Origin of the sequence: Carboxylicivirga longa (assembly GCF_050589825.1) — a bacterium.
In the GTDB taxonomy this organism is placed as follows: domain Bacteria; phylum Bacteroidota; class Bacteroidia; order Bacteroidales; family Marinilabiliaceae; genus Carboxylicivirga; species Carboxylicivirga longa.
Genome location: NZ_JBNGOZ010000007.1, coordinates 69,431 through 94,639 on the forward strand (window position 1 = coordinate 69,431; position 25,209 = coordinate 94,639).

A 25,209-nucleotide genomic window follows, 5' to 3' on the forward strand; every position below is an offset into this window, starting at 1 on the left:
TTAATTACTCGGCTATAACCCGTTCATATTTTGAAGTAAAACTAATATCATACATCTGTCCGTTATACGCTTCACTAAACGAACCTGTCAGCACTAAAGTCGTATCAGTAAAATTAGCAACGGTTCGCTCGTTAAGCATTCCTTCTTCATCATCGACAACCACTAGGTGAATGGTATTATCGGTAAGGTTGAATAGCCCCTTCTCTTCGGTTATACCTTCAAAGATGATTTCAAAGGTGCCATCCGCATTAAAAATAATGGTTTCATCCAGTTCATTAATCGCTTCTTTTTCACCATTGATGGTTTCAGAACCGCTTACGAAACGCCACTGCCCAACAATATCATTTATAGTTACGTTAATCAGCATCGCTTCACCCTCGTCTTTTTCGCAGCCGGTAAATAACACTGAACTATTAAGTAAGGTTATTAGTACAATTAAAAGTTTTCTGCTCATTGTGATATATTATTTATATAATTAAGGCTGCAAACTTAGAATAAAAAATTACATAATGAAAATACATTATTACTACGTGTGAAGTTATAGCAGGACATGACTTTCAATAGTTCTTTCTCCAACAATAAATTACCAACATTGCAATTTACGCTTACAACATATAACAAAATATAAGGTGCAATACAACGACGATAACAATAATCCTATCAATAGTATTAATACAAAAAAGGCGCAAACCATCACAGCCAGCGCCCTATTCTGAATTTATGATTAATCTATGGACATGTGCGTTTTGCCGGTCCTATCATATTTTCAGGCTTTAAAATTTCCTGCAACTGCTCCTCAGATAGTATTCCTTCCTCCAATACTATCTCATACACGCCCTTACCGGTTTTCAGGGCTTCCTTGGCAATGCGGGTGCTATTTTTGTAGCCAATGTGCGGGTTTAGTGCAGTTACAATACCAATGCTCTTAAGCACCATATTTTCGCATATCTCACGGTTGGCAGTAATACCATCAATGCACTTCGTGCGCAAGGTATCCATGCCACGCATTAAAAACTGTATCGACTCCAGAATACTATGCACCAATACCGGCTCCATCACATTCAGCTGTAGCTGACCCGCCTCAGCAGCGAAGGTCACAGTCAGATCATTACCAATCACCTTGTAACAAATTTGATTCATCACCTCAGGAATTACCGGATTTACCTTACCCGGCATAATGGAAGATCCGGGCTGCATGGGCGGCAAATTTATCTCATTAAGTCCGGCACGAGGGCCTGATGACAAGAGACGCAAGTCATTACAAACCTTCGATATTTTAACGGCCATACGTTTTAAAGCCGATGAGTAGATGACATACGAACCCGTATCGGGCGTCGCTTCAACTAAATCCGATGCCAATACAATGGGGAAACCTGTAATTTCCCGTAAATGCTTAACACAAGCCTCTGAATAACCTTCTACGGAATTAATACCTGTTCCAATAGCTGTAGCGCCCATATTTACCTCCAGAAACAGATTAGCATTTTGTGTTAGCCGCTCAATTTCCTCTGTCAGGGTCATGGCATAAGCACAAAACTCCTGCCCCAATGTCATAGGTACTGCATCTTGCAACTGTGTACGCCCCATCTTTATTACATCGGCAAATTCATTACCTTTCTCTTTGAAAGCATTCACCAAAAGCTGTAAGTGATCAATAAGCACATAATTTTTCCTAATCAAAGCAAGCTTAATGGCCGTAGGATAAGCATCGTTGGTTGACTGCGACAGATTGACAATATCGTTGGGTGAGCAAAACTCATATTGTCCTTTCTCGTGGCCCATGAGTTCTAATGCCCTGTTGGCAATTACTTCATTGGCATTCATATTGGTACTGGTTCCGGCTCCTCCTTGTATCATATCAATGGGGAACTCTTTATCAAAGCGTCCTTCCATCATCTCTTTACAAGCCTGCACAACTGCATTCTTTATCTTGTCATTGACCAGCCCCAACTCATGGTTGGCCTTTATGGCACCCATTTTAACGGCACCCAGCGCCCATATAAAATGACGATAATGGCTCAGGCGAGCGCTTGATATATTAAAATTTTCGACGGCACGTTGTGTTTGCACTCCATAGTATGCATCAACGGGTACTTGCAATTCTCCCAGCAAATCGCTTTCAATACGTGTTGCCATAATGTGTGGTTTTTTAAATGTTTGTCATACAAATATTATTGTTTTTTTCGAAATAGAATGCTGTCATTGGTCACTTTGCAAAGGCAGGCGTAAAGCAGATGCAGGCAGTTTAAAAGCCATCCTAATGCTTTTTCTTTAAACTGCTATAACGCATTTATGGTAGAAGCACAAAAATGATGTTTTACACCCTTTAAGTTTCAAACTGTAAGTTGAGGAGAATACCTGTATTGATATAATTTAGAATGTATATAGATTAAGCTCCTTATTATGTCCAGGTCTATTGGTGATATAAATCGAAAAAAGGAGCCCGTTAAGGCTCCTTTTAAATATGATTACTCGTGAATTTGTTTACTTACTAATCCACATTTTTGTTGACACAAAGTTATCACCATCGTTGCCGAATGCAGCTTGACGCTCCATGGCTGCGTTGATGTGCGCTGTATTGTTCATACGCTCTCTGTCTGGGTAATCCAAACGACGCGGACGAACACCACCAGTTATACCACCATTATGGAATGGGGTTGAGAAGAATGCATCTGGTGTTTGCTCCACACCTGGCTGTGCATCCTTAATGTTTTCCCAGGTATATGCTGGTAAATCAATATCCTTTGAATATGGAATGCCTACTGGAGTTACAGAAACCAGTGACCGGTTCCATAAAGCAAAAGCTTCGTAACCATTGAGGAAAAGCGACTTCCAACGCTCCAAGTGAATTGTTTCAGCCGTTGCCGCCCCTAAATTAGCAATATAAGCAGCTGCCATATCCTCATAAGTGCTTGCATCACCAGTCGTTTCCTTATACATTTCCATGTAAGTAGCAGGTGAAGCACTCTCCTTATAAAGGGCTGGGTACTTGCTCATGTTTAACTCAACAGCTTTTGTCAGGTTAGTAGTAGCATCACCAGGAACACTCCATCCCTTGGCAGCAGCCTCAGCAAGAATGAAATAGGTTTCGTCACCACTAAAGATTACGGTTGGTGCTGTGCGCGAACCTACTGTTTCGGGATTTACAGCACACAGTGTACGGTATTGAGCATAATCAGCATCATACTTATATATATACAGTACTTCTTTCTTATCATTTCTCACTGTATCGTTAACACCAAGGCGAGCAGCATTAACGAACCAGTCAGCATTAACTTCTACTCCTTCAACTTTCATCAGACCTCTTACAGCAGCAGCAGACTCAGCTCCACCTCTCTCTGGATTAAATACCACTGGTTTCCACGCTTCGCCAGGACGGGCAGCTTCTTCAAAAGGATTGAAGTATGTTTGGCCAGTCCATGCTCTGAACTCACCACCCTGACTGATGATTTGACAAGCTGTATAGAATAAACGAGGGTCTTTGTTCTGCTGAGCCATACGCAGGTATTCTTCACCAAGGAAAGCATAGGCGAAACCACCCGCTTTACCATTAATAGCCGAACCAGCGCCATTCTCGTGAATTCCCCACGCACCACCAACTGTGCTATGCTTTAATAAGGCTGCCGATGTTTTAATGTCAACTTCAGTAATGTAACCAGCCGCATTAGCCGCAGCTTCCTCTACAACACCCTGAGCCCAAGCTGCATCAGCAGTAGACGCACGCATACCTATTCTAAGTAACAATGAGTTAGCCAAACGTGCCCAAGCCTCGCGCTGTTCATCAATTGACAGGTGCCCATATACCAAATCATACTTAGAGCCAAATGGAGCGTTCTCACTGCTTAGCAGGATATCTCTGGCGGCTCGTAACTTAGCAACCATGCCTTTGTATACATCTTCCTGCGAATTATACGCGGGGTAGAAAAGCAATTCGTTGAAACCTAAGCCAGCTTCTGAGTAAGGAATGTCCCCGTATAAGTCCGTCAAACGCTGGAAAGAGAGTTCCAACATAATGTCAGACTGTGCCAGTTTGACATCGTTCGAACCATTTTCATCCTTTTCCATTAATTTACGTTGCATATCGCGACCGTCTTTAATGGTGTTGGTGAATAACACTGACCATTTGGCCTCTGAAAAGCCATCTGACAGTCCGAAGCCCTGTCCTGTTGTATAACCACATTGAGTAACCCCAGCAATTGGACCAGTCATGATTAAGTTCCCACGCCACTCTTCATGTCCGTTACCGGCATACAATAACTGTACTTTTCCAAACTGAAATCCAGCGTCCAAATCTTCAACCCGGTTCGGGTTGTCATTAATTTTTTCAAACTCATCGGTACAGGCACTAAACATGGTTAGCACTGCAGCGAATAATAATATACTTAGCTTTTTCATTCTGATTAAAATTTCACGTTAACATTGAAACCAAAGCTTGCTGGTAAAGCCATGTTACCATATTCAATACCCTGACCTCCGTTACTGATTGAGTAAGTGGATTGAGGATCAATATTGTCAGTAGAACGGTAAAGGTATCCTAAGTTTTTACCGAACAAACCTACCGATGCGCTCTTGAAGTACTTAGAGTCTGTAAACAACTGACTTGGCAAACGGTATGACAGACTTAATTCGCGTAACGACACAAAAGAAGCATCATATACAAATAGCTCATCAATTGATGCTAAGGCACCGTAAACATCCTCAGGACGAGCTGTTGTTGTCTGACCTTCTAATTCAGCCGAGCTCCATGCTTGTCCTGCAACGTATTCGCTTCTTCCAAGTGTATTTTCGTGTTTACCCATTGCGTAAGCTGAGGCTTCAGTAGCTGAATAAACTTCACCACCAAACTTAGAATCGAACAGTACGTTTAATGTAAATTGCTTGTAAGTTAAAGTATTGCTCCAACCTAACATTACCGGATGGTAAGCACCACCTAATTTTGTAAACTCGTTAGAAGCCTGTGGCAAACCATTTTTACCGATTACTATCTTACCATTCTCATCACGAACAAAAGTACGCCCCATGATGGCACCATATTCCTCACCCACAGCTGCAATCACATTTACACCAGCTCCACTCATTAGGTTCAACTGAGTTACATCGTCAGCCAATTCGGTTACTTCGTTGATGTTATATGCGAAGTTAAGTGAGGTATTCCATGAGAAATTGGCACTACGGTATGGATTAGCATACAATACAGCTTCCCATCCCCTGTTTTCGATAGAACCTGAGTTAACAATTGCCTCGTTGTAACCTGAAGCATTAGATACATCGATTGGCATAATCTGATCATCAGCTACTGAATTGTAATAAGTTACATCTAAGCCTAAACGGTTATTCAAAAATTTAATATCGGCACCAATCTCATAAGAAGTCATAATAGATGGCTTCAAGGTAGCGTTAGGAATCGTAGCTCCGTCAATACCTGCCACAATATTGTTTCCCCCACCCCATGTTGGATGTGCATTATCATCTGGCTTGTATTGTAACACTAATTGATAAGGATCGGTATCAGAACCTACCTGAGCCCATGAACCACGTACTTTTGCAAAGGTGATCCAGCTTGGCATCTCCACCATTTCAGATACAATCACAGAAGTACTTACAGATGGGTAGAAGTACGAGTTGTTATCAGAAGGTAGTGTTGACGACCAGTCATTACGTGCAGATAAATCAAAATACAACATGCTGCCATAACGGAACTGAGCAGTACTGTAAACAGAATTGATGCGTTTACGGCTATAATCAACAACCTGAGTATTATCGTTACCAAATCCAGGACGTTGTAAATCAGGTAAAGTAAAACCAACAGAGTAAATGCTTAACCCTTCATACTCACGATCCATACGCGAAGCACCAGCATTAACGGTTAAACCAAGTTTATCGGTAAAGTTACGATCATAGTTCAAAAGAAAATCGTAGTTCGACTCCACTTCGTCAGCCTTCATCATACTACCACGACCATCAGTGTAATAAGGTGTTCCAATTGGGTAAACCGACTCGTTAGCAAAGAAAGTCATGTCGCTACCGGCCCTCACCTGAGCGTTTAAGTGGTCTGTAATATTCAGTTTGGCATTCACCAATGACATTACGCGCTTCTTACGATATTGGTGATCAATCTCGTTGGTTGTCCAATAAATATTGCTGTTACCATTAACTCCTAATCCAATTGGCAAACCTGTCACAGGATCTTTATAGTTCCTTAAATCATCAAGCGACACGTTATTAGGCACACCTAACAACTGAGAAGTTGGGTTAAATGGTGTGGCACCCATCATCGCATTCTCAGACTCTTCATCGGTATAAGAAATCTTAGCGTTGATTTCTAAACGGTCGTTAAATGCTTTTGTACCACCAGATACATTAAATGTATTACGGTCGTATGAAGTTCCGGGAACTAAACCATTGTTAGTTGTATTAGAATAAGATAAACGAAGATTCGCTTTCTCTGTATTGTGATTAACAGCTACAGAGTTCGTCCACGTCATACCTGTATCAAAAAATTCGCGTTCATTATCATAAAACTTGTAATCCTTTTGCTGCCCGTTATAATTCACATACGAATTTGTATCACTGTACTTAGCACCCCACATGCTTGTTTGTTCTCTACCTGCATCGATAGTCTGAGGTGCATTCCCTTTGGTACCCTGACCATAAACCTCTTGCCAATTAGAATAAATACGGGCTTTATCGAAAGTAATGTTCGAGTTAAAATCAACAGTAGTACCCTGCTCACCTTTACCTGACTTAGTAGTTACCAGTACTACACCATTGATAGCGCGTGAACCATACAAAGCCGTTGCAGCAGGACCTTTTAGTACTGAGATATTTTCAATATCATCAGCCGAAATACCTGACAAACCGTTTCCTGAGTCAACACCTCCGTTATCCGCGTCATCAGCGTTAGAGAACTGAGTGTTTGAGATAGGCACACCGTCCACCACGTATAAAGGCTCATTAGAACCTGAAAGCACAGCAGCACCACGAATCAGTACAGATGATGAACCACCCGCACCCTGCGATGAAGTATTAATCTGAACACCAGCCATACGACCAGAAAGTGCACCCATTGGGTTAGCATCTTTCATTGTTTCAAACGCTTCTTCACCTACTTCAACAGCCGAGTATCCCAAAGCTTTCTTTTCACGCTTAATACCAAGGGCAGTAACAACCACTTCGTCCACATTCATTACATCTTCCTGCATTGTCACGTCATAAGAGGCATCTGGTGCAACGGTAATTTCCTGACTGGCAAAACCAATAAAAGAATACACAATTACACTATTTGCTGGTACTTCTAAGGTAAATTGTCCATCCAGGTTGGTAATGGTACCGGTTGTGGTTCCTTTAACAGACACATTTACACCTGGTATGCCCATACCAAACTGATCAACAACAGTACCTGATACAGTTACATCACCCTGCTGTACAGCACTCTCATGAGCTGCATCAGCAACAATCACTACCTGATTACCATACAGTTTAAATGTGGCATTTTGAAGCACATCGTTCAGTACCGCTTCAACACTCTGGTTATTGGCCGCTACCGAAACAGTTTGCTGCACATCCACCTGCTCTTCGTTATAAACGAAAACCATTTTACTCTGTGCCTCAATTTCATTAAGACATTCGCGAAGCGTAACCTCGCGTAACTGAAGATTAACCTTTTGCTCTTTCAAACGGATTGCTGCTGACAGCGAATTGGAGCCAAAAATTGTAATTAAACAAGCAATGATGCTTAGCTTAATCAAATTTTTTACCCGAACCGGAAAGAAGGATTTTAATTTCCCAGTGAAATTCATAAATTTGATTGTTTAATTAAATGATTAAAAATTATTCGAAAGGGTGTGTTTTTGACCGAGCGCACCCTTTACTTTATTCTGGTCTATATAATTCTATTCTACTTCCATTTATTTTACATTCAACCCCTACTAAATCACACAAAGCATTTATAACATTCTCTGGTTCTTCTTCCAAAAGAAGCTTACCACTAAGAATATCTGATTCACTAAGCAACTGCTTATCAAAGACTATCTGGTAATTATAATAACACTCTACCTGCCTAATCAATTGGCTGAATGTAGCGTGATTAAGTGTCAGATAACCATCTTTCCAGCTTGTATACAATGCAGGATCAACACTGAATGTACTCATTCTGTTAAGTCCCTTATTCAAGCTTGCCTTTTGCCCAGGCTCAAGCACCACTTTCTGAGCGCTGTTATTATGTTCTATTTGAAGAGAGCCATTAACCAGAACAGCTTCCCCATTTTGCTCACCATCATAAGCATTAATATTAAAAGCAGTACCCAACACAGTATAAGTCATATCATTAGTCAATACTCGAAAGGCCTTACTGGGATTATGTGCCACTTCAAAGTATCCTTCACCTACCAGCATCACTTCCCGCTTATCACTATTTCTAAAATGGTTGGGGAAAATAAGTTGACTCCCTGCGTTTAACCATACCTGCGTTCCATCAGCCAACAATATTTTGGCCGTTTTACCATAAGGAACTTTCAGGGTATTAATGAAAACAGAGTTGCCATTCGGCACTTCATCCACTACTTTATCTTCAACACTCAACTGTTGTCCATTGTGTATCAGCTCAATACTAGCATGGCTTACCGTCGTTTCCATAGTATCCCCACGAGTAGTTGTGATGGTAGTATTCGTTAGCAAATCTTCCTGCTCCATCACAAAAGCAAATAAGTCATTTTCAACAGGTGCCGACGGAATAAGTATATATAGAGTTACTAAAAGCAATATGGAAGCAGCTGATGACAGGAAAATAAGCTTGCGATGACTCTTTTTTTCGTATTGAAAATTAACACCATAACGATCGACAAAACAATTCCATTCATCACCCGCCTCGTGCTCAAGTTCATGCTGGCGGGACAAGCTCTTAAAAATCAACTCGTTCATTTCTGACTGCTTAAGCCATTGACTTAAAGTCAGCATGTGCTGAGCATTAGCAGTACCCGCTAAATAACGCTTTATTAAACTCCTTATATTTTCGCTAACAATCTTCATCCTCTACTACTAATACATGCAAAAGAGCATACCCCCACAAAAAAAATTGATCTTTTTTAATACTAAAAAACAAAAAGTAGTAAAACGAATCCTACTACATGCCGCAACCTAATGCGTAACATTTTATTGGCCAATGTTATATGGCGCTCTACTCCTTTGGTTGTTATATCAAGATGCTCGGCTATTTCGGCGTGGGACTGTCCTTCAATCTTTGCCAAACGAAATACCTCCTTGCGTTTTCCCGGCATTTCATCAATGGCCTTTTTTATTTCATCAATAACATAAAGATCCTGATCCCCAGCTGCTGGCAAATCAAAATCTACTTTATATACATGCTCGATATCCTCACAGTGCTTGGCAAAATCAACAAAGCGAGCATGAACTTCATCTTTCTTCAATACATTTAAACAGGCATTGCGTACTGATCGGAATAACAATCCTTTAAGCGATTGATCACAGTCTATTTCGCTTCTATTGGACCACAATTTAAAAAAAGCCTCCTGAACAATGTCTTCGGCCTCATCGCGCCGAGCCACAAACAGGTTCGCGTAATTTAATAAGCGCTTAAAGTGAGCCATATAGAATTTCTGAAATGCTTTCAGATTCCCTGCTTGTATTTTTTTTGCCGTCTCTTTTCCCCGGATCATAATACACCCTTTAAAAGCATGAATTTAAATAGCTGTTATTTTTACGTTACGAATATAGTCTTCCACCCATCGAAAGGACTCCACAAATGTTCATACTATAAATTACCATCCCATTAAAACACTAAAACCCTCTCCGCCTGATCCTTAAGAGACCTGGCTAAATGAGCATTGTACATTCAATAAGCGCATAAGGAGATGCTTTTAAAGAATTTTAACCCCCCTGAGTAGCTCTTAAAAAGTTAAAAAGTGCAACTTCTTGTGAAGAAGACAGCACAATTTCATTTATTCATCATCAATTATTAGGAGCTTCATAAAGTATTACAAGCCACTGATCAAAAATACATTCGGATCAAATGCAATATAATCAGTTAGATAATCGGCAGACCGAATTACATAAAAAGGCGGCTTAACTATTCAACATTTTAAAACTATCTTTGCAAAAAAAAGAGCCTATGACAACTCGTAAAGTACGCGTGCGCTTTGCGCCAAGTCCTACCGGACCCCTTCATATTGGTGGTGTTCGTACCGCCTTGTTTAATTATTTATTTGCCAAAAAACATGGTGGCGATTTTATTCTTCGTATCGAAGACACCGATTCAACCCGTTTTGTTGAAGGAGCCGAAGAGTATATCAATGAAAGCATGGAATGGTTAGGTATGACCATTGATGAAGGTGTAAAGCAAGGAGGTGACTACGGTCCGTACAAACAAAGCGAGCGTCGAGCCATTTATAAAAAGTATGCCGACCAGCTGATCGAAACAGGCTGGGGCTACTACGCCTTTGATACGGCTGAAGAACTGGATGCCCTGCGTGCCAAAGCCGAGGCTGAGAAAAAAACCTTTGCTTACGATATGCACACGCGTCAGCACCTCAAGAACTCCCTGTCTTTATCGGCAGAAGAGGTGAAACAGCGTATGGAGGCCGGTGAGCCATGGGTGATCCGTTTTAAGATGCCGGAAGATACTACGGTTAAAACCAACGACATGGTAAGGGGCGCAGTTACCTTTAACACCAATACCCTGGACGATAAAGTACTTTATAAAAGTGCCGATCAACTGCCTACCTATCACCTTGCCAATATAGTGGATGACCATTTAATGGAAATTACACACGTAATACGAGGTGAGGAATGGCTACCCTCGGTACCCTTGCACATTATGCTATATCGCGCACTAGGATGGGAAGAAAGCATGCCACTATTTGCCCACTTACCGCTCATTCTTAAACCGACAGGCAAAGGTAAATTATCGAAACGCGATGGTGATAAAGGAGGCTTCCCGGTATTTCCCCTTAACTGGCAGCTGGAGGATGGCATTGCAGCCGGCTACCGCGAGAGTGGTTACTTTCCCGAAGCTGTTATTAACTTATTGGCTTTGTTGGGCTGGAACCCGGGCACTGAGCAGGAACTTTTTACAATGGATGAGCTCATTGAACTTTTCGATATCGAACGGGTGAACAAATCGGGTGCCCGCTTTGATCCTGATAAGGCCCGATGGTTTAACCAGCAGCACCTCGTCCGTAAGTCGGATGATGAGCTGGCCACCCTTTATCAATCAGTACTAAAGGAGCACGGACATACACCGGATACCACTTATGTATCGCAAGTAGTTAGTCTGGTTAAAGAACGTGTTAACTTTGTGAGTGAACTATGGGAACAAAGCGCCTTCTTCTTTGAGGCACCCCTAAGCTATGATGCCAAGGTAGTTAAGAAACGCTGGAAAGGCGATGTACCCGCTTTTATGACTTCCCTGACAATGATTTTGGAGGCCCTGGAAAAATGGGATGCTGAAAGCATAAAGGCCTGCATTGCCGAGCATATTGAAGAGAATGGTCTTGGCTTTGGTTTAGTTATGAACGCCTTCCGCCTGGCTTTAGTGGGTGGTGGTTTTGGCCCCGACCTAATGACCATTGCCGAAATGATTGGTAAAGAAGAAACTATTCAGCGTATTAACAATGCCGTTGAAAAGCTGGCTTAAGAAATACCCATTGATATTTCTTTATTTTTTCAACCACAAATTCCTCAATTATTGGGTTCGTATTGCGAAACTATCTGTTTAAATTGGTGGAATTTGTGGTTCTATATTTTAAAATAAATATTAAAATCGAATTCCCTTATAATTACAAAGTAACACTGGTGATTTAGGGAAACAGTAGGATTTTAGGTGCTTTTCTGAAGTTTAAAACTTTGGAAAAGCAAATATTATTTTCTTCCAAAGTCGGCCGGTATCTCACCCCAGTTTTTGGTATCCCACTTCATAATCTTCACTTGTACCTTATTATTTTTCAGCCACTCCTCGGCCCGGTGTACCAGCTCAAACAGCTCTTTTGTACGAGGTGTCTCTGCCAGCTTTGACTTACATGTTTTTTTCGACACCCAGCCCATAGCTATCTTAGAGTCGGTATAAATGGGCAGATTCAGATTATTCTTCTGCAAATAAGAGATACCATGCACCAAGGCAAGAAACTCACCAATATTGTTGGTGCCCAAATCAAATTTTTTATGAAATAGCTGACGACCATCTTTGGTATATACCCCCTGATACTCCATTACCCCGGGATTACCGCTGCAGGCAGCATCCACAGAAATACTATGCTCCACAATATTCTTACGTGAATTGATGGAAGAAACACCGCCTTTGCTACCTTTGGCGGCTCCTGACATGTATTGCTTATAATCACTGCGAAAAGCTCTTTCAGCCTCTTCCTTACTGGCAAAACCCTTATACTTAGCAGCCGGAAATCCTTTTATCTGCGCCTGACAAGCCGGCCAACTGGAGTATATTCCGGGCATAGCCCCTACCCACACCACGTAAAATTTATTTTTCGCCATAAAATACCGTTTCCTACAAAGATAATTCGATTTCCTATAATCAAAGAATATCCATCTCATCAATCAGGTGGCTGGCGCCTGCCATCTTATCCACTACAAAAAGTACATAGCGTATATCAACACAAATACACTTTTGCAGCTCATGCTCAAAGGCCAGGTCGCCTGTCATGGCCTCCCAGTTACCATCAAAGGCAACACCAATTAAATGACCCTTATCATTAATCACCGGACTACCACTGTTACCACCCGTAATATCGTTGTTGGTAATAAAGCATACAGGCATCTGCCCATTGTCCAGCTGATAATTACCATAATCATTGCCATGAAATAACTCTTCCAGCTTAAGGGGCACTCGAAAATCAGGCCTATCATGGTCATCCTTTTCTATAATACCTTCCAGGGTAGTATAATACTTGAACTTCACGCCATCTTTGGGTTCATAATCACCCACGGTACCGTATGACAGCCGAAGCGTGCTGTTGGCATCCGGATAGACACTGCTATATTGACGCTGCTTAAGGTAACCTTTAACAAGCAATCGCTGAGCTTCATCGCGTTGGCGATTAAGACGATCATGTATATCAATCAACTGATAGAAGTGGGATAGTATTTGATATGAAAAGACGATGGCCGGATCGTCAAAAAAAGCTTCACTATCTCCACTCTCCAACAAAGCAATCATATCTTGCTCGCTTGCCAGTGCCGTCTTTTGATATAAGTCATCTACAAAACGCGACGGATTATCCACATTTTTCTTACCCAGTAAACTTTCCAACTTAGGACGCAGACTTTCATGCGTATTATCCAGGTAATACTTTAGCATTGCCTCAAAAACACGTTGATCAAGACGTGCATCGTAACCCTTGTAAAGAGTTTGTAAGGTATCCAGCGCCTCCTTCATATATTTGGCGTATTGTTCAGATTCCCGAACCTTGGTAAGCTCCATAAATAAGCTGCTTACCTCCAGGGCAAAATTAACAATCTCGGCGCCCTGCAACATGGTCTCCTGGGTTACCGTTTCTGCGTGCGTTAATTTATTCCCTAACAGATAGGAGGCTTCTATCAGCGGCAATACTTTTCCATACTTGGCCCGGCGCGTGGTATCAGCCTGCGCCCATTCACTAAATGCCTGCTCCTTGCTCTTCCGGTTTTGGATTACCGTAAGCTTCTCCAGTGCTTCATTTTGACCAATGGCATACTTCCAGTAATTACTCGATTCTGAATATTTAGCGGCATATTGTATGTTCGTAAAGTCAGAAGCAGCCATAGCTTCCTCCCAAATCCTCTGTTTGATACCGCGTACCTCAGCTACCACAGGGTTAATCACATCCTTTACCTCCTTCACTCCATAGGACGATAGAAAACGCTGTGTATGACCCGGGTATCCCAGCGTCATAGTAAAATCTCCTTTTTGATAGCCCTCCAGACTAATCTGGAAATGCTTTTTGGGTGTAAAGGGAACATTTTCGGGCGAGTAGGGTGCCGGTGATCCATCGGGAGCACTGTAAACGCGAAAAAAACAAAAGTCTCCGGTATGGCGGGGCCACATCCAGTTATCGGTATCTCCTCCAAATTTACCAATGGCAGAAGGTGGTGTGCCTACCAGCCTTACATCTTCATAGGTTTGCGTGATAAACAAAATGTAGGAATTCCCATTAAAGAAGGGTTTTACGGTAGCCTCCAACTGTGTGCGCTCGTGTGCTTCCTTTTCAATACAGGCACTGATACTGTCAACCAGTGTTTGACGGGCCTCTCCCTTCAAAGTATCCAACTGTGAAACAATCTGACGGGTAACATCATGTGCCTCCACTAAAAGAGTGGCCGTTTTACCAGGGTTGGGCAGCTCTTCTTCTGGCGAAGCCGCCCAGAAACCATTCTCCAGATAATTATGTTCCACACTACTGTGTTGCTGTATTTCGTTATACCCACAATGATGATTGGTCAGCAACAAGCCCCTATCACTAATAAATTCTCCGGTGCAAGAGCCTTGGTCCAGCGACACCACAGCATCTTTAAGGGAAGGCGCATCATGACTATAAACGGATGCAAAGGGGATATTCAAACCCTTTTGCTGCATCATTTCCAGCTGGGCATCACTAATCAGGTAAGGCAACCACATGCCCTCATCGGCCTTCATAGCAGGCGACAACAGCATCGTACTTAGTATAAAAAAGAGTAAACGCATTGAGTTAGCTATTTATCAAGAATTGCGAAACTACTAGATTATTAAAGGGATTACTATGACCCGGCCGGTATTTAAGCTATTTTAACAAAATATACATCCTCAAACTAAAAGGGCCGTGCCTTAATGCGCTTTGCACAAAGACACGACCCTTAAGCCTTAACAATATTATGACTGGTTATTTAACCAGTGTCATTTCGTCAATTAGGTTAGTAGCACCTGCAAATTTATCAATAATGAACAGCACATAGCGAATATCCACATTGATACACTTTTGCAATTCTGTTTCAAATGCAATATCACCACTCATGGCCTCCCAATTACCATCGAAAGCTAAACCAAACAGGTGACCCTCAGCATTGATAACAGGACTGCCACTGTTACCTCCGGTAATATCGTTGTTAGAGGTGAAACACACAGGCATATAACCTGCTGCATCGGCATACTGTCCGTAATCTTTATTTTTCCACAACTCTTTCAGTTTAGCAGGCACTTCAAACTCAAAGTTATCCGGATCTTCTTTCTCCATAATACCCTCAACCGTTGTGAAATGCTTATACAACACGCCATCGCGTGGCTCGTAATCACCCACCTTACCATATGATAAACGCATGGTAAAGTTAGCATCCGGATAGAAAACTTTCTCGGGCTGCATCTCCATCAAACCGGCAATAAACAAACGATTATTCTTATCGATGGCCACTGCACTTTCGGCTTCCTTATTCTTTATCTCGCGATATTTATCAATGGATGAAACACCACCAATAAAGGCTAAATCTTTCCGCAGTTCCTTCAATGATGGTTTTTCCAGGAAAGCGTTAAAACGAGCCTCGTCCATAAACAGTGATTTGTTATACAGATAATCAGCAAACTTTTGGAAATCACCCTTAAACTTCTTATTGATGGTCGCATAGAATGAAGGATGATATTGGGCATCAATGTCATCATTATACATCTTCAGCAAAGCACCAATTACCTTACGATCGGTTTCCGGGTAGTAATCTTTGAAGAAAGATTCTCCGGCTGCTTTCAGGCTGGCCACCGCCTTATCAATCTTCTCCTGATCTTCTTCCTCCAGTGCCTTCTCCAAGGCTGTAGCACGGTAGGCAAAATACAAGGCCTCGGCACCGCGCAATTGACACTCGGCAAGGAAAGAAGTGGCTTTTACATAATCAGCACGCTCTGCATAAGCCTTCTCAAGATTGCTGAGTACATTACCGTACTTAGCTTTGCGGGCCGCATCAGCCTTTACCCATTGGGCAAACTCGGCTTCCAGCGCACGCTTCTGCCCCAGCACATCAAGCTTCTCCAGACCACGGTTCATACCAATACTGTTTTTCCAATAGTTTGAGCTACGGGCAAATTTTGAGGCATACTGAATATTCACCTTCTCATCGGCACGCATATCGGCCTGCCAGATATCTTGCTTCACACCGCGTGGCTTAATGCGGGCATGGTTAATAATTTCCATACGCTCGGCGATCCCCCACGATGTAAGGTAACGCTCCGTACTACCGGGGAAACCAATAGTCATGGCATAATCATCCATCTGTACACCCTTTAAAGAAACAGGCAGGTGGTGCGCCGGCTTGTAGGGCTTGTTATCCTTTGAATACTCAGCTGGCTTACCATCAGGTCCACAATACACACGGAACATACTGAAGTCGCCGGTGTGACGGGGCCACATCCAGTTATCTGTATCAAATCCAAATTTACCGATTGACGATGGTGGCGCACCCACAAAACGAATATCCTTAAATGTTTCATAGGCAATCAGGAAGAATTGGTTGCCCTCGAAATAATCTTTAACACTAATTTGGTAGTCATTACCTTTCCGAGCCTCTTCCACCAAAGCAGCAGCCACTTCTTTAATTTTAGCCGCACGAGCCTGCTCACTCATATCATCCGTAAGTTCGGCATTGATGTCGGCAGTAACATCGGTCATATATTTGAGGAAGGTAACCTTAAGCCCGGGAGCCGGTAGTTCCTCCTCATGACTCTTAGCCCAAAAACCATCCTTCAGGTAATTGTTCTCCACAGAGCTTAACTCTTGTATCTTACCATATCCACAGTGGTGATTGGTCAATATCAAGCCCTGGTCAGAAATCAACTCACCGGTACAGCCACCACCAAAAATAACAATGGCGTCTTTCAAACTGCTATTGTTGATACTGTAAACTTCCTCGGCAGAAAGTTTAAAGCCCATCTCCTGCATCTTCTCAATGTTCAACTTATTAATCAGTGGCAATAACCACATTCCCTCATCGGCCTTGGCCAACGGGGCAAACCCCATAACGGCTACAAGCAAAATCGCTGCTATTCTTCTCATTCTGTTACTATTTAATTTTTATTGTCAAAATCAAGCCTAATACACTATATACAAACCACTTGTCATTATATATAAACACCTGGTTTCACAACCTTAATCGTTATATTTTCTTACTTCGCTCAAAGATATAATTTTTGATGAAAAGAAATGATGACTCCTAACACCTACATACCATAGAGAAACACAGGGGATATATTTTTGTTGAATATATGACAAAGAGAATTACTAAGCTGACATGCAAATAAAAATCAATGACTAAAAGATACTTTTATCGCACAATACTCTGTTTTAAAAAATTGTAAAATATTATTTAATATATATATTTGTACACGAATGTTTTAATCTAAATCTAATTGAATATGAAAAAAATTGTTGCAATGATTGCCGTGATGGCAATGGTATCCGTGAGCGCATTAGCGCAAACTTTTGGAGTAAAAGCTGGTGTTAATATCGCCAACATTAAGTATTCGGGCAGCGGCATGAACATCTCTCCTGACTCAAAAGTTGGTTTAGCAGTTGGAGCTTTTGCCAAATTCGATATTACCGAGGCTTTTGTAATTCAACCAGAATTGCTCTATTCAGAAAAGGGTGCGAAACTTGATATAAGCGAAGGTGGTGAGAGATATAAGTCAACTATGAAATTAAATTATTTATCAATTCCTGTAATAGCTAAGTATTACGTAGCAGAAGGATTTAGCCTACAAGCAGGCCCACAGTTTGACTTTTTATTATCAGCAAAAGAAGATTGGGATGCGACTATTGGTGGAATGTCTGAATCAGGTGAGGATGATATTAAAGAAGATGTTACAGGTCTTGATTTCGGCCTTGCCTTAGGTCTTGGTTATGAATTTACTTCGGGTCTTGGTATTGATGGCCGTTACATCATTGGTCTTTCTGAACTGGCAGATAATCCGGAAGAAGGGGTTGACACAAAATCAAAAGGGTTTCAATTTACATTGAGCTACTCATTCTAATAAAACAATGAATACTTAAAAACCGGCGCAAGGCCGGTTTTTTTTATTTGAATAAACTCATTTGCTCATCCAGCAGGCGAAAGCTTTTACGGTGGATCGGTGTGATACCATGCGCCTTTATGCCCGCACGATGAGCCTTTGTGGGATAACCTTTATTTTTATCCCAGGCATAATGTGGATATTGCTCATGCATGGCCAGCATAAATTCATCGCGATGTGTTTTGGCCAACACGCTGGCTGCCGCAATGGACAGGTACTTGCCATCACCTTTAACAATGCAAGTGTGCTCAATGCCTTTGTAGGGAATGAAGCGATTGCCATCAATCAGCAAATGCTCAGGCTTTGTAGTAAGCTGATCAACGCTGCGGTGCATCGCCACATACGAAGCCTTGAGGATATTGATCTCATCTATCTCCTGATGATCGACAAAGGAGACCGCCCAAGCCACGGCTTCCTTTTCAATAATAGGGCGCAGCGTCTGTCGTTGTTTTTCCGTTAGTTTTTTTGAATCATCCAGCAGCGCATGACTAAAGTCGGCAGGCAAAATTACGGCCGCAGCCACCACCGGGCCGGCCAAACACCCACGACCGGCTTCGTCGCAACCGGCTTCCATCACATCACTATTTAAAAAAGGCAGTAGATTAGCCATTATAAAATTCCTTACTAATGATACTTCTCAACACTGCTTACTCACTGTAAATAACTTCCAGAACAGTCTGTCCAACAGCTTTCAGCGTATTTTTATTAATATTATCCATGGTGTCGTTGTGCGTATGCCAGTAATCGCCAAAGCCATGGCGCGCATCAGGATTGTATTGGATGATATTAACACAAGGAAAGTTACGCAAGTTGGTCACATAGACATGATCATCGGTAATCCACCCTCCACGATCCTTTTTAAAGTGATAACCATATCCCAGCTGATGCGCCGTATCCCATATATACCTAACCAAGCCGGGATCATAATTCATTGAATGCTGTTCCTGATAAAAATAAGCATCGGGTGCCCCCACCATATCCAACAAGATTCCATAGAGCGCACGATAATCGGGGGTATGGGGATGCTTGCCCCAATACTGCGAACCTAAACACCAGGTATCGTCCTTGGGTGAAAGATTCAGGTGAGCAGGCTGCCCATAGTCTTCGGCATCGAAAAAGATAATATCGATACCCACATTGACGGGTTGCTGCTGCAGCTGACGGGCAATTTCCAACAGCACCCCTACTCCGCTTGCTCCATCGTTGGCGCCGTCAATAGGTTGATTGCGCCTAGCGGCATCCGTATCGTAATCGGCAAAGGGTCTGGTGTCCCAGTGAGCACAAAGAAGCACTCGCCTTTTGGCTCCCGGATTATATTGTCCAATAATATTTTTGGCATGCAACACCGTATTGTCAAAGGCAATTACCTTGGCTTCCTGCACAACCACCTCTGCACCAAAGCGGCGCAACTGCTCACTTAAATAAGCAGCACAAGCAGCATGCTCCTCGGTGTTGGGCACGCGCGGTCCAAAAGCCAGCTGCTCAGCAATATAATGATAGGCCGAATCACTGTTGAAAACCGGTGCTGCTACTTTGGTAGCTTTAGTTGACGCCCCTTGTTTCGTATTATCGCCCTTTAAGAAATCACAGCCCGACAAAAATACTCCGGCCAACAAGCCACAAACTAATAGTGCAGAAGTTAATAGTTGCTTCATATCTTTACTTTATGCTCCATTCGAAGCCATCTTTTGTATCTTTTATTACCACACCCAAGGCCTGTAGCTCATCACGAATCTTATCGGCAGTGCCCCAATCCTTATTGGCCTTTGCATCGTTGCGTAAATTCAATAACAGATCAATCGTATTGGATAAGAGGGCATCGTCTCCACCATGTCCGCTCTCTGTTTCTTCTACCGACAGCCCCAGCACATCCACTACCATGGTATGTATCAACTCTTTCAGGTCTGTCACATCATCGGCTGTTAGGCTCGCCGTACCTGCCACAACACTATTGATGCTCTTAACAAGCTCAAATAAGTGAGCAATCAATATGGGTGTATTCAAATCATCATTCAGCGCTGCATAGCACTTGTTACGCAGCTCATTCACACTAAAAGATGAAGCGGCAGATGCTTCGAGCTTATCAAGCTTGCGGTAGGCCTCCATTAATCGTCCCAGCCCTTTTTCTGATGCCTGCAATGCATCGTTGGAGAAATCCAGCGTACTTCGGTAGTGCGCCTGCAGGATGAAGAAACGCACAGTCATAGGACTATAGGCCTGCTCCAACTTTTCATGATTACCGGTAAATAGCTGCTCCAAGGTAATAAAGTTACCCAACGACTTACCCATCTTTTGACCATCGATAGTAATCATATTATTGTGCATCCAATAACGCGCCGGGGTGTGACCGTGCGCCACTGTGCTTTGCGCTATCTCACATTCATGGTGAGGGAACAAAAGATCCATGCCTCCACCGTGAATATCAAATTCCTTACCCAGATATTTGGCACTCATGGCCGAGCACTCGAGATGCCAACCGGGGAAACCATCGCTAAAACGCGAAGGCCAGCGCATGATATGTTCAGGAGCTGCCTTTTTCCAAAGGGCAAAATCGAAACTGTTTCGTTTCTCAGTCTGCCCATCCAGCTGACGTGTTGTACTCAATAGATCTTCAATATTACGCCCCGAGAGCCTACCATAATGATGACTCGAGTTATATTTCTCAACATCAAAATAAACGGAACCATTGCTTTCATAGGCAAGCCCCTTGGCCAATATATCTTCTACAATCTGCAGTTGCTCAATAATGTGTCCTGAAGCACGCGGTTCAATACTGGGCTTTTCCACATTCAGCAAATCCATGTAATGATGGTAGCGATCGGTATAAAACTGCACTACCTCCATGGGCTCCAGCTCTTCTAGGCGAGCTTTTTTACCAATCTTATCTTCACCGCTGTCGGCATCACTCTCCAGGTGACCCACATCGGTAATGTTACGCACATAGCGTACCTTATAACCACTATGCTTTAAATAACGAAATAATACATCGAAAGTAATGGCCGGACGTGTATGTCCCAAATGCGGATCACCATACACCGTTGGACCACAAACATATAAACCCACATGATGGGGGTTAATGGCTTGAAACTCTTCTTTTTTTCGGCTTAGGGTGTTGTATATAAATAACTTATTCTCCATTGGGTTGAACCATTTTTTAAACAAGCCGCTAAATTACAAAATTCTAACGCTTAATGGCACCCAATTGTGGTTTAAATAGTCCTAAAGCTTATCTTCGGTTTTCACAATGTCACCATTCTGATAATGCACAACTTTGATGAGCTGATGATCCTCATCATAGAACGAGTGCGTGCCAGTAAAAATTTTACCATTCACAAAAAAGCCTTGCTTTTCAGCCTGCCCTTTCAGGTTGTACACTGTGTGCTGCCCGGTACCATTAAACTCCGCTACCGTTCGGTCTACGGCAGCTACCTGCTGTGGGGCGCGCTCATCGGTAAGCACGGTCGTCGTTACCGCCACATTTTCCCGAAACTCGCCATCATCGTACACACGCTCGGTAATCAGGCGTCCTCCGTCATCATATATTCTTAAAGTACCTGTGGCTTTACCCTTTTTCCAAACACCCGAGTATTTTAAGGTTCCATTATCATGATAGTATTTTTGTGCACCACTACGCTGCCCATCCTCATCATAATTCCAATCGTAGGCCAAACTGCCACTTATATTGTAAAAACGGTAGTTGCCCTGCCAATGATCGATGTGCCAGTTGCCCTCTTCCGACAACAAACCATTCTCGTAATAAAACTGAGCAGGACCAATGGCCTTACCTCCCTGATAACTAATCCTATGTTTTACATTACCATTGGGATAATAAGTAATCCATAAACCCTCTTTTTGATTACTCACAAACTTACCTTGCTCCACAATCTTATCACCCTTATCATTAAAAGAAAGCCACAGCCCCTGCTTTCGATTTTGGTGATCAACAACATTAATGGTATCTCCCTGATAAAGCACAAATGATTGCGCACTGACACCAATTGTAAAAAACAGAAATAGATTTATAAAAGCGTATCGCATTCTCATATTTTGGATGTGGTGTAACTTATGTTCTAAATCTTTTATACCGTAATAAGGGCAAAAAGGTTATCATAAAGGCAATACAATTTGAAACCAAATTAATTTTATACCTTTGATTAATTAAAGCGGCAAATTGTGTTCGCACCTGCGAAACTCTTCAAATGCATGCCTAATCAAACCCATCCTAAACAAGAATAAAAAGACAATGGGAAAAAGCAAAAAGAAAAAACACTCACGTAAAAGTGAGCTTCGACAATTAATACAGGGACTATTTTTCAATAACCCCAAACGAACTTATAATTACAAACAGGTATCCACCACCTTGGAGGTAAAAAAGAAGACTGGGCGGCAACAAGTTCAAATCATTCTTAACGAACTTTTTGAATCGGGTTACCTCACAGAAGTTGCGGCCGGCAAATATAAGTTATTAAGCCGCGGTTCCACCCTAACAGGTGTGGTTGACATGACCGCCTCAGGCTCGGCATACGTTGTTCCGGACGAAGAAAACGAAGGTGGCGATATCTTTATCCCCCGCAATAACATGAACCATGCGCTAAATGGCGATCATGTAAAAGTATTTATGCATGCTCGACGACGCAACCGACAGCCCGAAGGAGAAATCGTTGAAATATTGAAACGCCGCCGTGAAACGTTTGTGGGGGTAATGCAAGTTTCGCGTGGACTGGCATTTCTGGTTGTTGACGACCGTGTGATGCCGCATGACATATTTATCCCGGCGAGAGGACTAAAGGGCGCTAAAGATGGACAAAAAGCCGTTGCACGCATTGTGGAGTGGCCCGAACGTGCCAAAAACCCCATTGGCGAAGTAGTTGATGTATTGGGTGATGCCGGCGACAACCAGGCCGAGATGCATGCCATTCTGGCTGAGTTTAACCTGCCCTACCGCTACCCTCAACAGGTAATTGATGAAGCAGAAACCATTGATGCCACTATCTCGCAAGAAGAAATAAAAAAACGCCGCGACTTCAGGCAAGTGACCACCTTCACCATCGACCCAGCCGATGCCAAAGACTTTGATGATGCCCTATCGGTACAAAAACTGGATAACGGCAACTGGGAGGTGGGCGTTCACATTGCCGATGTAACCCATTATGTGGAGCCCAAGACCTTACTTGAACAGGAAGCCTTCGAGCGGGCTACTTCGGTTTATCTGGTAGATCGTGTGGTACCCATGCTACCCGAGCGCCTGAGTAACTTCATCTGCTCACTTCGACCCAATGAAGAAAAACTATGCTTCTCGGCCGTGTTTGAGATGGATGACAAGGCCAATATAATCAACAGTTGGTTTGGCCGAACAGTAATTAATTCCGATCGGCGTTTTACCTACGAGGAGGCGCAAGAAACTATTGAAACAGGAAAGGGTGACCTGTCCGATGAGATACTCACCCTCGACAGGCTGGCCAAAGCTCTGCGTGAAGAACGCTTCAGAGCAGGATCGGTTGGATTTGAGCGGGTTGAAGTTCGATTTAATATTGATGACAAGGGTAAGCCCATCAGTGTATTCTTTAAAGAATCGAAAGATGCCAATAAGCTGATAGAAGAATTTATGCTCCTGGCCAATAAACACGTGGCTCAACTCATTGGCAATAAAGAAATGGACAAGGGGCGCCGCGGAAAAGCAAAAACCTTTGTTTACCGTGTGCACGACGTGCCTAATCCCGACAAATTTGAAAATTTTGCATCCTTTGTGCGACGCTTTGGCTACGAAGCCCTACCCAAAGGTACAGAGTCGGTGAGTGCCTCGCTAAACAGGCTACTGGACGAAGTAAAAGGCAAGGGGGAGCAAAACATGATTGAGACCCTGGCCATCCGCACCATGGCCAAAGCCATTTATACCACACACAATATCGGCCACTACGGACTTGGATTTAAGCACTATACCCATTTTACATCACCCATCCGTCGCTACCCTGATATGATGGTGCACCGCCTGCTACAGCGCTACCTGGATGGCGGTCGATCGGTAAATGAAGATGACTATGAAGATATGTGTGAGCACAGCTCGGATATGGAACAACGGGCTGCCGACGCTGAAAGAGCATCCATCAAATACAAGCAGGTGGAGTTTATGAAAGACCACATTGGACAGGAGTTTACGGGGGTTATCTCGGGCGTTACGGAGTGGGGGCTCTACGTTGAAATCATTGAAAATAAATGCGAAGGAATGATACCCATTCGCGATTTAGACGATGATTTTTATGTATTTGACGAAGAAAATTACTGCATTGTTGGCCGCCAATACAACCGCAAATATCAGTTGGGCGATCAATTAGATATTGTAATTGCCAATGCTAATCTGGAGAAAAAACAACTGGATTTTGCTCTGGCTGAAAAACAAAGCGATTCGACTAATTAATTCGACAATCTGTAAGTAGTATATAGTCAAGTAGGTGACGAATTGTTTTTTAGAACCTATTATTAAAATGGTTTTGATTCCGCAAAAAGTATTTTTAATTTTGCGGAATAACCACAAAATAAAAAAATCGGGATGACAGTAGGTGTAGGGTACCCTTCGGAAACCAACAGCGATGGCATGCGTGTTGCTATCATTGAATCGGCAAGAGAGTTATTTGCCAAGTTCGGTTACAAGAAAACAACCATGGAAGATATAGCGAATGCTTTGCGCAAAGGCAAGAGTTCGTTGTACTACTACTTTAAAAATAAAGAGGAAATTTTCCAGGCGGTAATTGAGCTGGAAAAAGAAATGCTGTTTAATCAGCTGAATCAAGTCGTAGCCTCCGATCTACCGGCCAAAGATAAGATGAAAGAATATGTGGTAACCCGCATGAAAACTATCCATCAGCTTGAGAATTACATGAAGGTACTGAAGGATGACACACCGGGTGCCTATAATTTCTTCGACAAATTAAGAGGGAAAGGAGAAGCAGAGGAAACACAGCTGCTCACCCGCATCATTGAAGAAGGACAGATGGATGACAGCTTTTTGGTGAAAAACGTTCAGATGGCTGCCGTAGCCATTGCCATCGCCCTCAAGGGTCTGGAAGGCCCACTTTTTAAGGCCATGGATCACTTTGACGATTTCATGGTGCAGATCGATAATATTTTGAACATCTTATTTTTTGGCATCGTTAAACGATAAACATCAAAAACATTAACCACCA

17 protein-coding genes are annotated in these 25,209 nt (G+C 42.6%); 4 read left to right on the plus strand and 13 right to left on the minus strand.

Features of this window, described 5'->3' with window-relative positions:
- Positions 1–4: 4 nt before the first annotated feature.
- The 6 genes from ACRD7A_RS07860 to ACRD7A_RS07885 all read right to left on the minus strand — a co-directional run bounded on the left by ACRD7A_RS07860 (position 5) and on the right by ACRD7A_RS07885 (position 9,674).
- A complete protein-coding gene (locus ACRD7A_RS07860; protein WP_430810806.1) occupies positions 5–454 on the minus strand; it encodes a lipocalin family protein in 450 nt (149 codons plus the stop codon).
- A 275-nt stretch (positions 455–729) separates the two neighbouring features.
- Positions 730–2,136 carry an aspartate ammonia-lyase gene (gene aspA, locus ACRD7A_RS07865; RefSeq protein WP_430810805.1) on the minus strand — a complete coding sequence of 469 codons (1,407 nt, stop codon included), beginning with the start codon at positions 2,134–2,136 and terminating at the stop codon, positions 730–732.
- Positions 2,137–2,484: 348 nt separating this feature from the next.
- Entirely contained in the window at positions 2,485–4,395 is a 1,911-nt protein-coding gene (locus ACRD7A_RS07870; protein ID WP_430810804.1) for a SusD/RagB family nutrient-binding outer membrane lipoprotein, read from the minus strand.
- A gap of 5 nt (positions 4,396–4,400) precedes the next feature.
- Entirely contained in the window at positions 4,401–7,799 is a 3,399-nt protein-coding gene (locus ACRD7A_RS07875; RefSeq protein WP_430810803.1) for a SusC/RagA family TonB-linked outer membrane protein, read from the minus strand.
- Between the two features lie 73 nt (positions 7,800–7,872).
- Positions 7,873–8,919, minus strand: a complete 1,047-nt coding sequence (locus tag ACRD7A_RS07880; RefSeq protein WP_430810802.1) for a FecR family protein — start codon at positions 8,917–8,919, stop codon at positions 7,873–7,875.
- Between the two features lie 170 nt (positions 8,920–9,089).
- Positions 9,090–9,674, minus strand: coding sequence for an RNA polymerase sigma-70 factor (locus tag ACRD7A_RS07885; protein WP_430810801.1), 585 nt, complete (start codon positions 9,672–9,674; stop codon positions 9,090–9,092).
- A 452-nt stretch (positions 9,675–10,126) separates the two neighbouring features.
- Between ACRD7A_RS07885 and gltX the strand changes: the two genes are divergently transcribed.
- The gene (gltX, locus tag ACRD7A_RS07890; protein ID WP_430810800.1) at positions 10,127–11,650 is read left to right on the plus strand and encodes a glutamate--tRNA ligase; all 1,524 of its coding nucleotides are present in this window, start codon (positions 10,127–10,129) and stop codon (positions 11,648–11,650) included.
- Between the two features lie 224 nt (positions 11,651–11,874).
- Here the strand turns inward: gltX and ACRD7A_RS07895 are convergent, their stop codons facing one another.
- From ACRD7A_RS07895 to ACRD7A_RS07905, 3 genes are all read right to left on the minus strand, one after another.
- The gene (locus tag ACRD7A_RS07895; RefSeq protein ID WP_430810799.1) at positions 11,875–12,504 is read right to left on the minus strand and encodes a ribonuclease H1 domain-containing protein; all 630 of its coding nucleotides are present in this window, start codon (positions 12,502–12,504) and stop codon (positions 11,875–11,877) included.
- Positions 12,505–12,544: 40 nt separating this feature from the next.
- Entirely contained in the window at positions 12,545–14,689 is a 2,145-nt protein-coding gene (locus tag ACRD7A_RS07900) for a S46 family peptidase (protein ID WP_430810798.1), read from the minus strand.
- Positions 14,690–14,864: 175 nt separating this feature from the next.
- On the minus strand, positions 14,865–17,015 hold the full coding sequence (locus ACRD7A_RS07905) for a S46 family peptidase (protein ID WP_430810797.1): 2,151 nt from the start codon (positions 17,013–17,015) through the stop codon (positions 14,865–14,867).
- A gap of 359 nt (positions 17,016–17,374) precedes the next feature.
- On the opposite strand from ACRD7A_RS07905, the gene ACRD7A_RS07910 reads away from it, so the two are divergent.
- Entirely contained in the window at positions 17,375–17,989 is a 615-nt protein-coding gene (locus tag ACRD7A_RS07910) for a porin family protein (protein ID WP_430810796.1), read from the plus strand.
- Positions 17,990–18,032: 43 nt separating this feature from the next.
- Here ACRD7A_RS07910 and rnhB read toward each other — a convergent pair whose 3' ends face one another.
- From rnhB to ACRD7A_RS07930, 4 genes are all read right to left on the minus strand, one after another.
- Positions 18,033–18,638, minus strand: coding sequence for a ribonuclease HII (gene rnhB, locus ACRD7A_RS07915; RefSeq protein ID WP_430810795.1), 606 nt, complete (start codon positions 18,636–18,638; stop codon positions 18,033–18,035).
- Between the two features lie 37 nt (positions 18,639–18,675).
- On the minus strand, positions 18,676–19,683 hold the full coding sequence (locus ACRD7A_RS07920; RefSeq protein WP_430810794.1) for a M28 family peptidase: 1,008 nt from the start codon (positions 19,681–19,683) through the stop codon (positions 18,676–18,678).
- Between the two features lie 4 nt (positions 19,684–19,687).
- The gene (cysS, locus tag ACRD7A_RS07925; RefSeq protein WP_430810793.1) at positions 19,688–21,166 is read right to left on the minus strand and encodes a cysteine--tRNA ligase; all 1,479 of its coding nucleotides are present in this window, start codon (positions 21,164–21,166) and stop codon (positions 19,688–19,690) included.
- Positions 21,167–21,247: 81 nt separating this feature from the next.
- Complete coding sequence (locus tag ACRD7A_RS07930) at positions 21,248–22,072, minus strand: toxin-antitoxin system YwqK family antitoxin (RefSeq protein ID WP_430810792.1); 825 nt, start codon at positions 22,070–22,072, stop codon at positions 21,248–21,250.
- A gap of 199 nt (positions 22,073–22,271) precedes the next feature.
- Here ACRD7A_RS07930 and rnr point away from each other — a divergent pair, with 199 nt between their 5' ends.
- Together rnr and ACRD7A_RS07940 are read left to right on the plus strand one after the other, a co-directional pair.
- On the plus strand, positions 22,272–24,443 hold the full coding sequence (rnr, locus tag ACRD7A_RS07935; RefSeq protein ID WP_430810791.1) for a ribonuclease R: 2,172 nt from the start codon (positions 22,272–22,274) through the stop codon (positions 24,441–24,443).
- Between the two features lie 132 nt (positions 24,444–24,575).
- Entirely contained in the window at positions 24,576–25,187 is a 612-nt protein-coding gene (locus ACRD7A_RS07940; RefSeq protein WP_430810790.1) for a TetR/AcrR family transcriptional regulator, read from the plus strand.
- Positions 25,188–25,209: the final 22 nt, after the last annotated feature.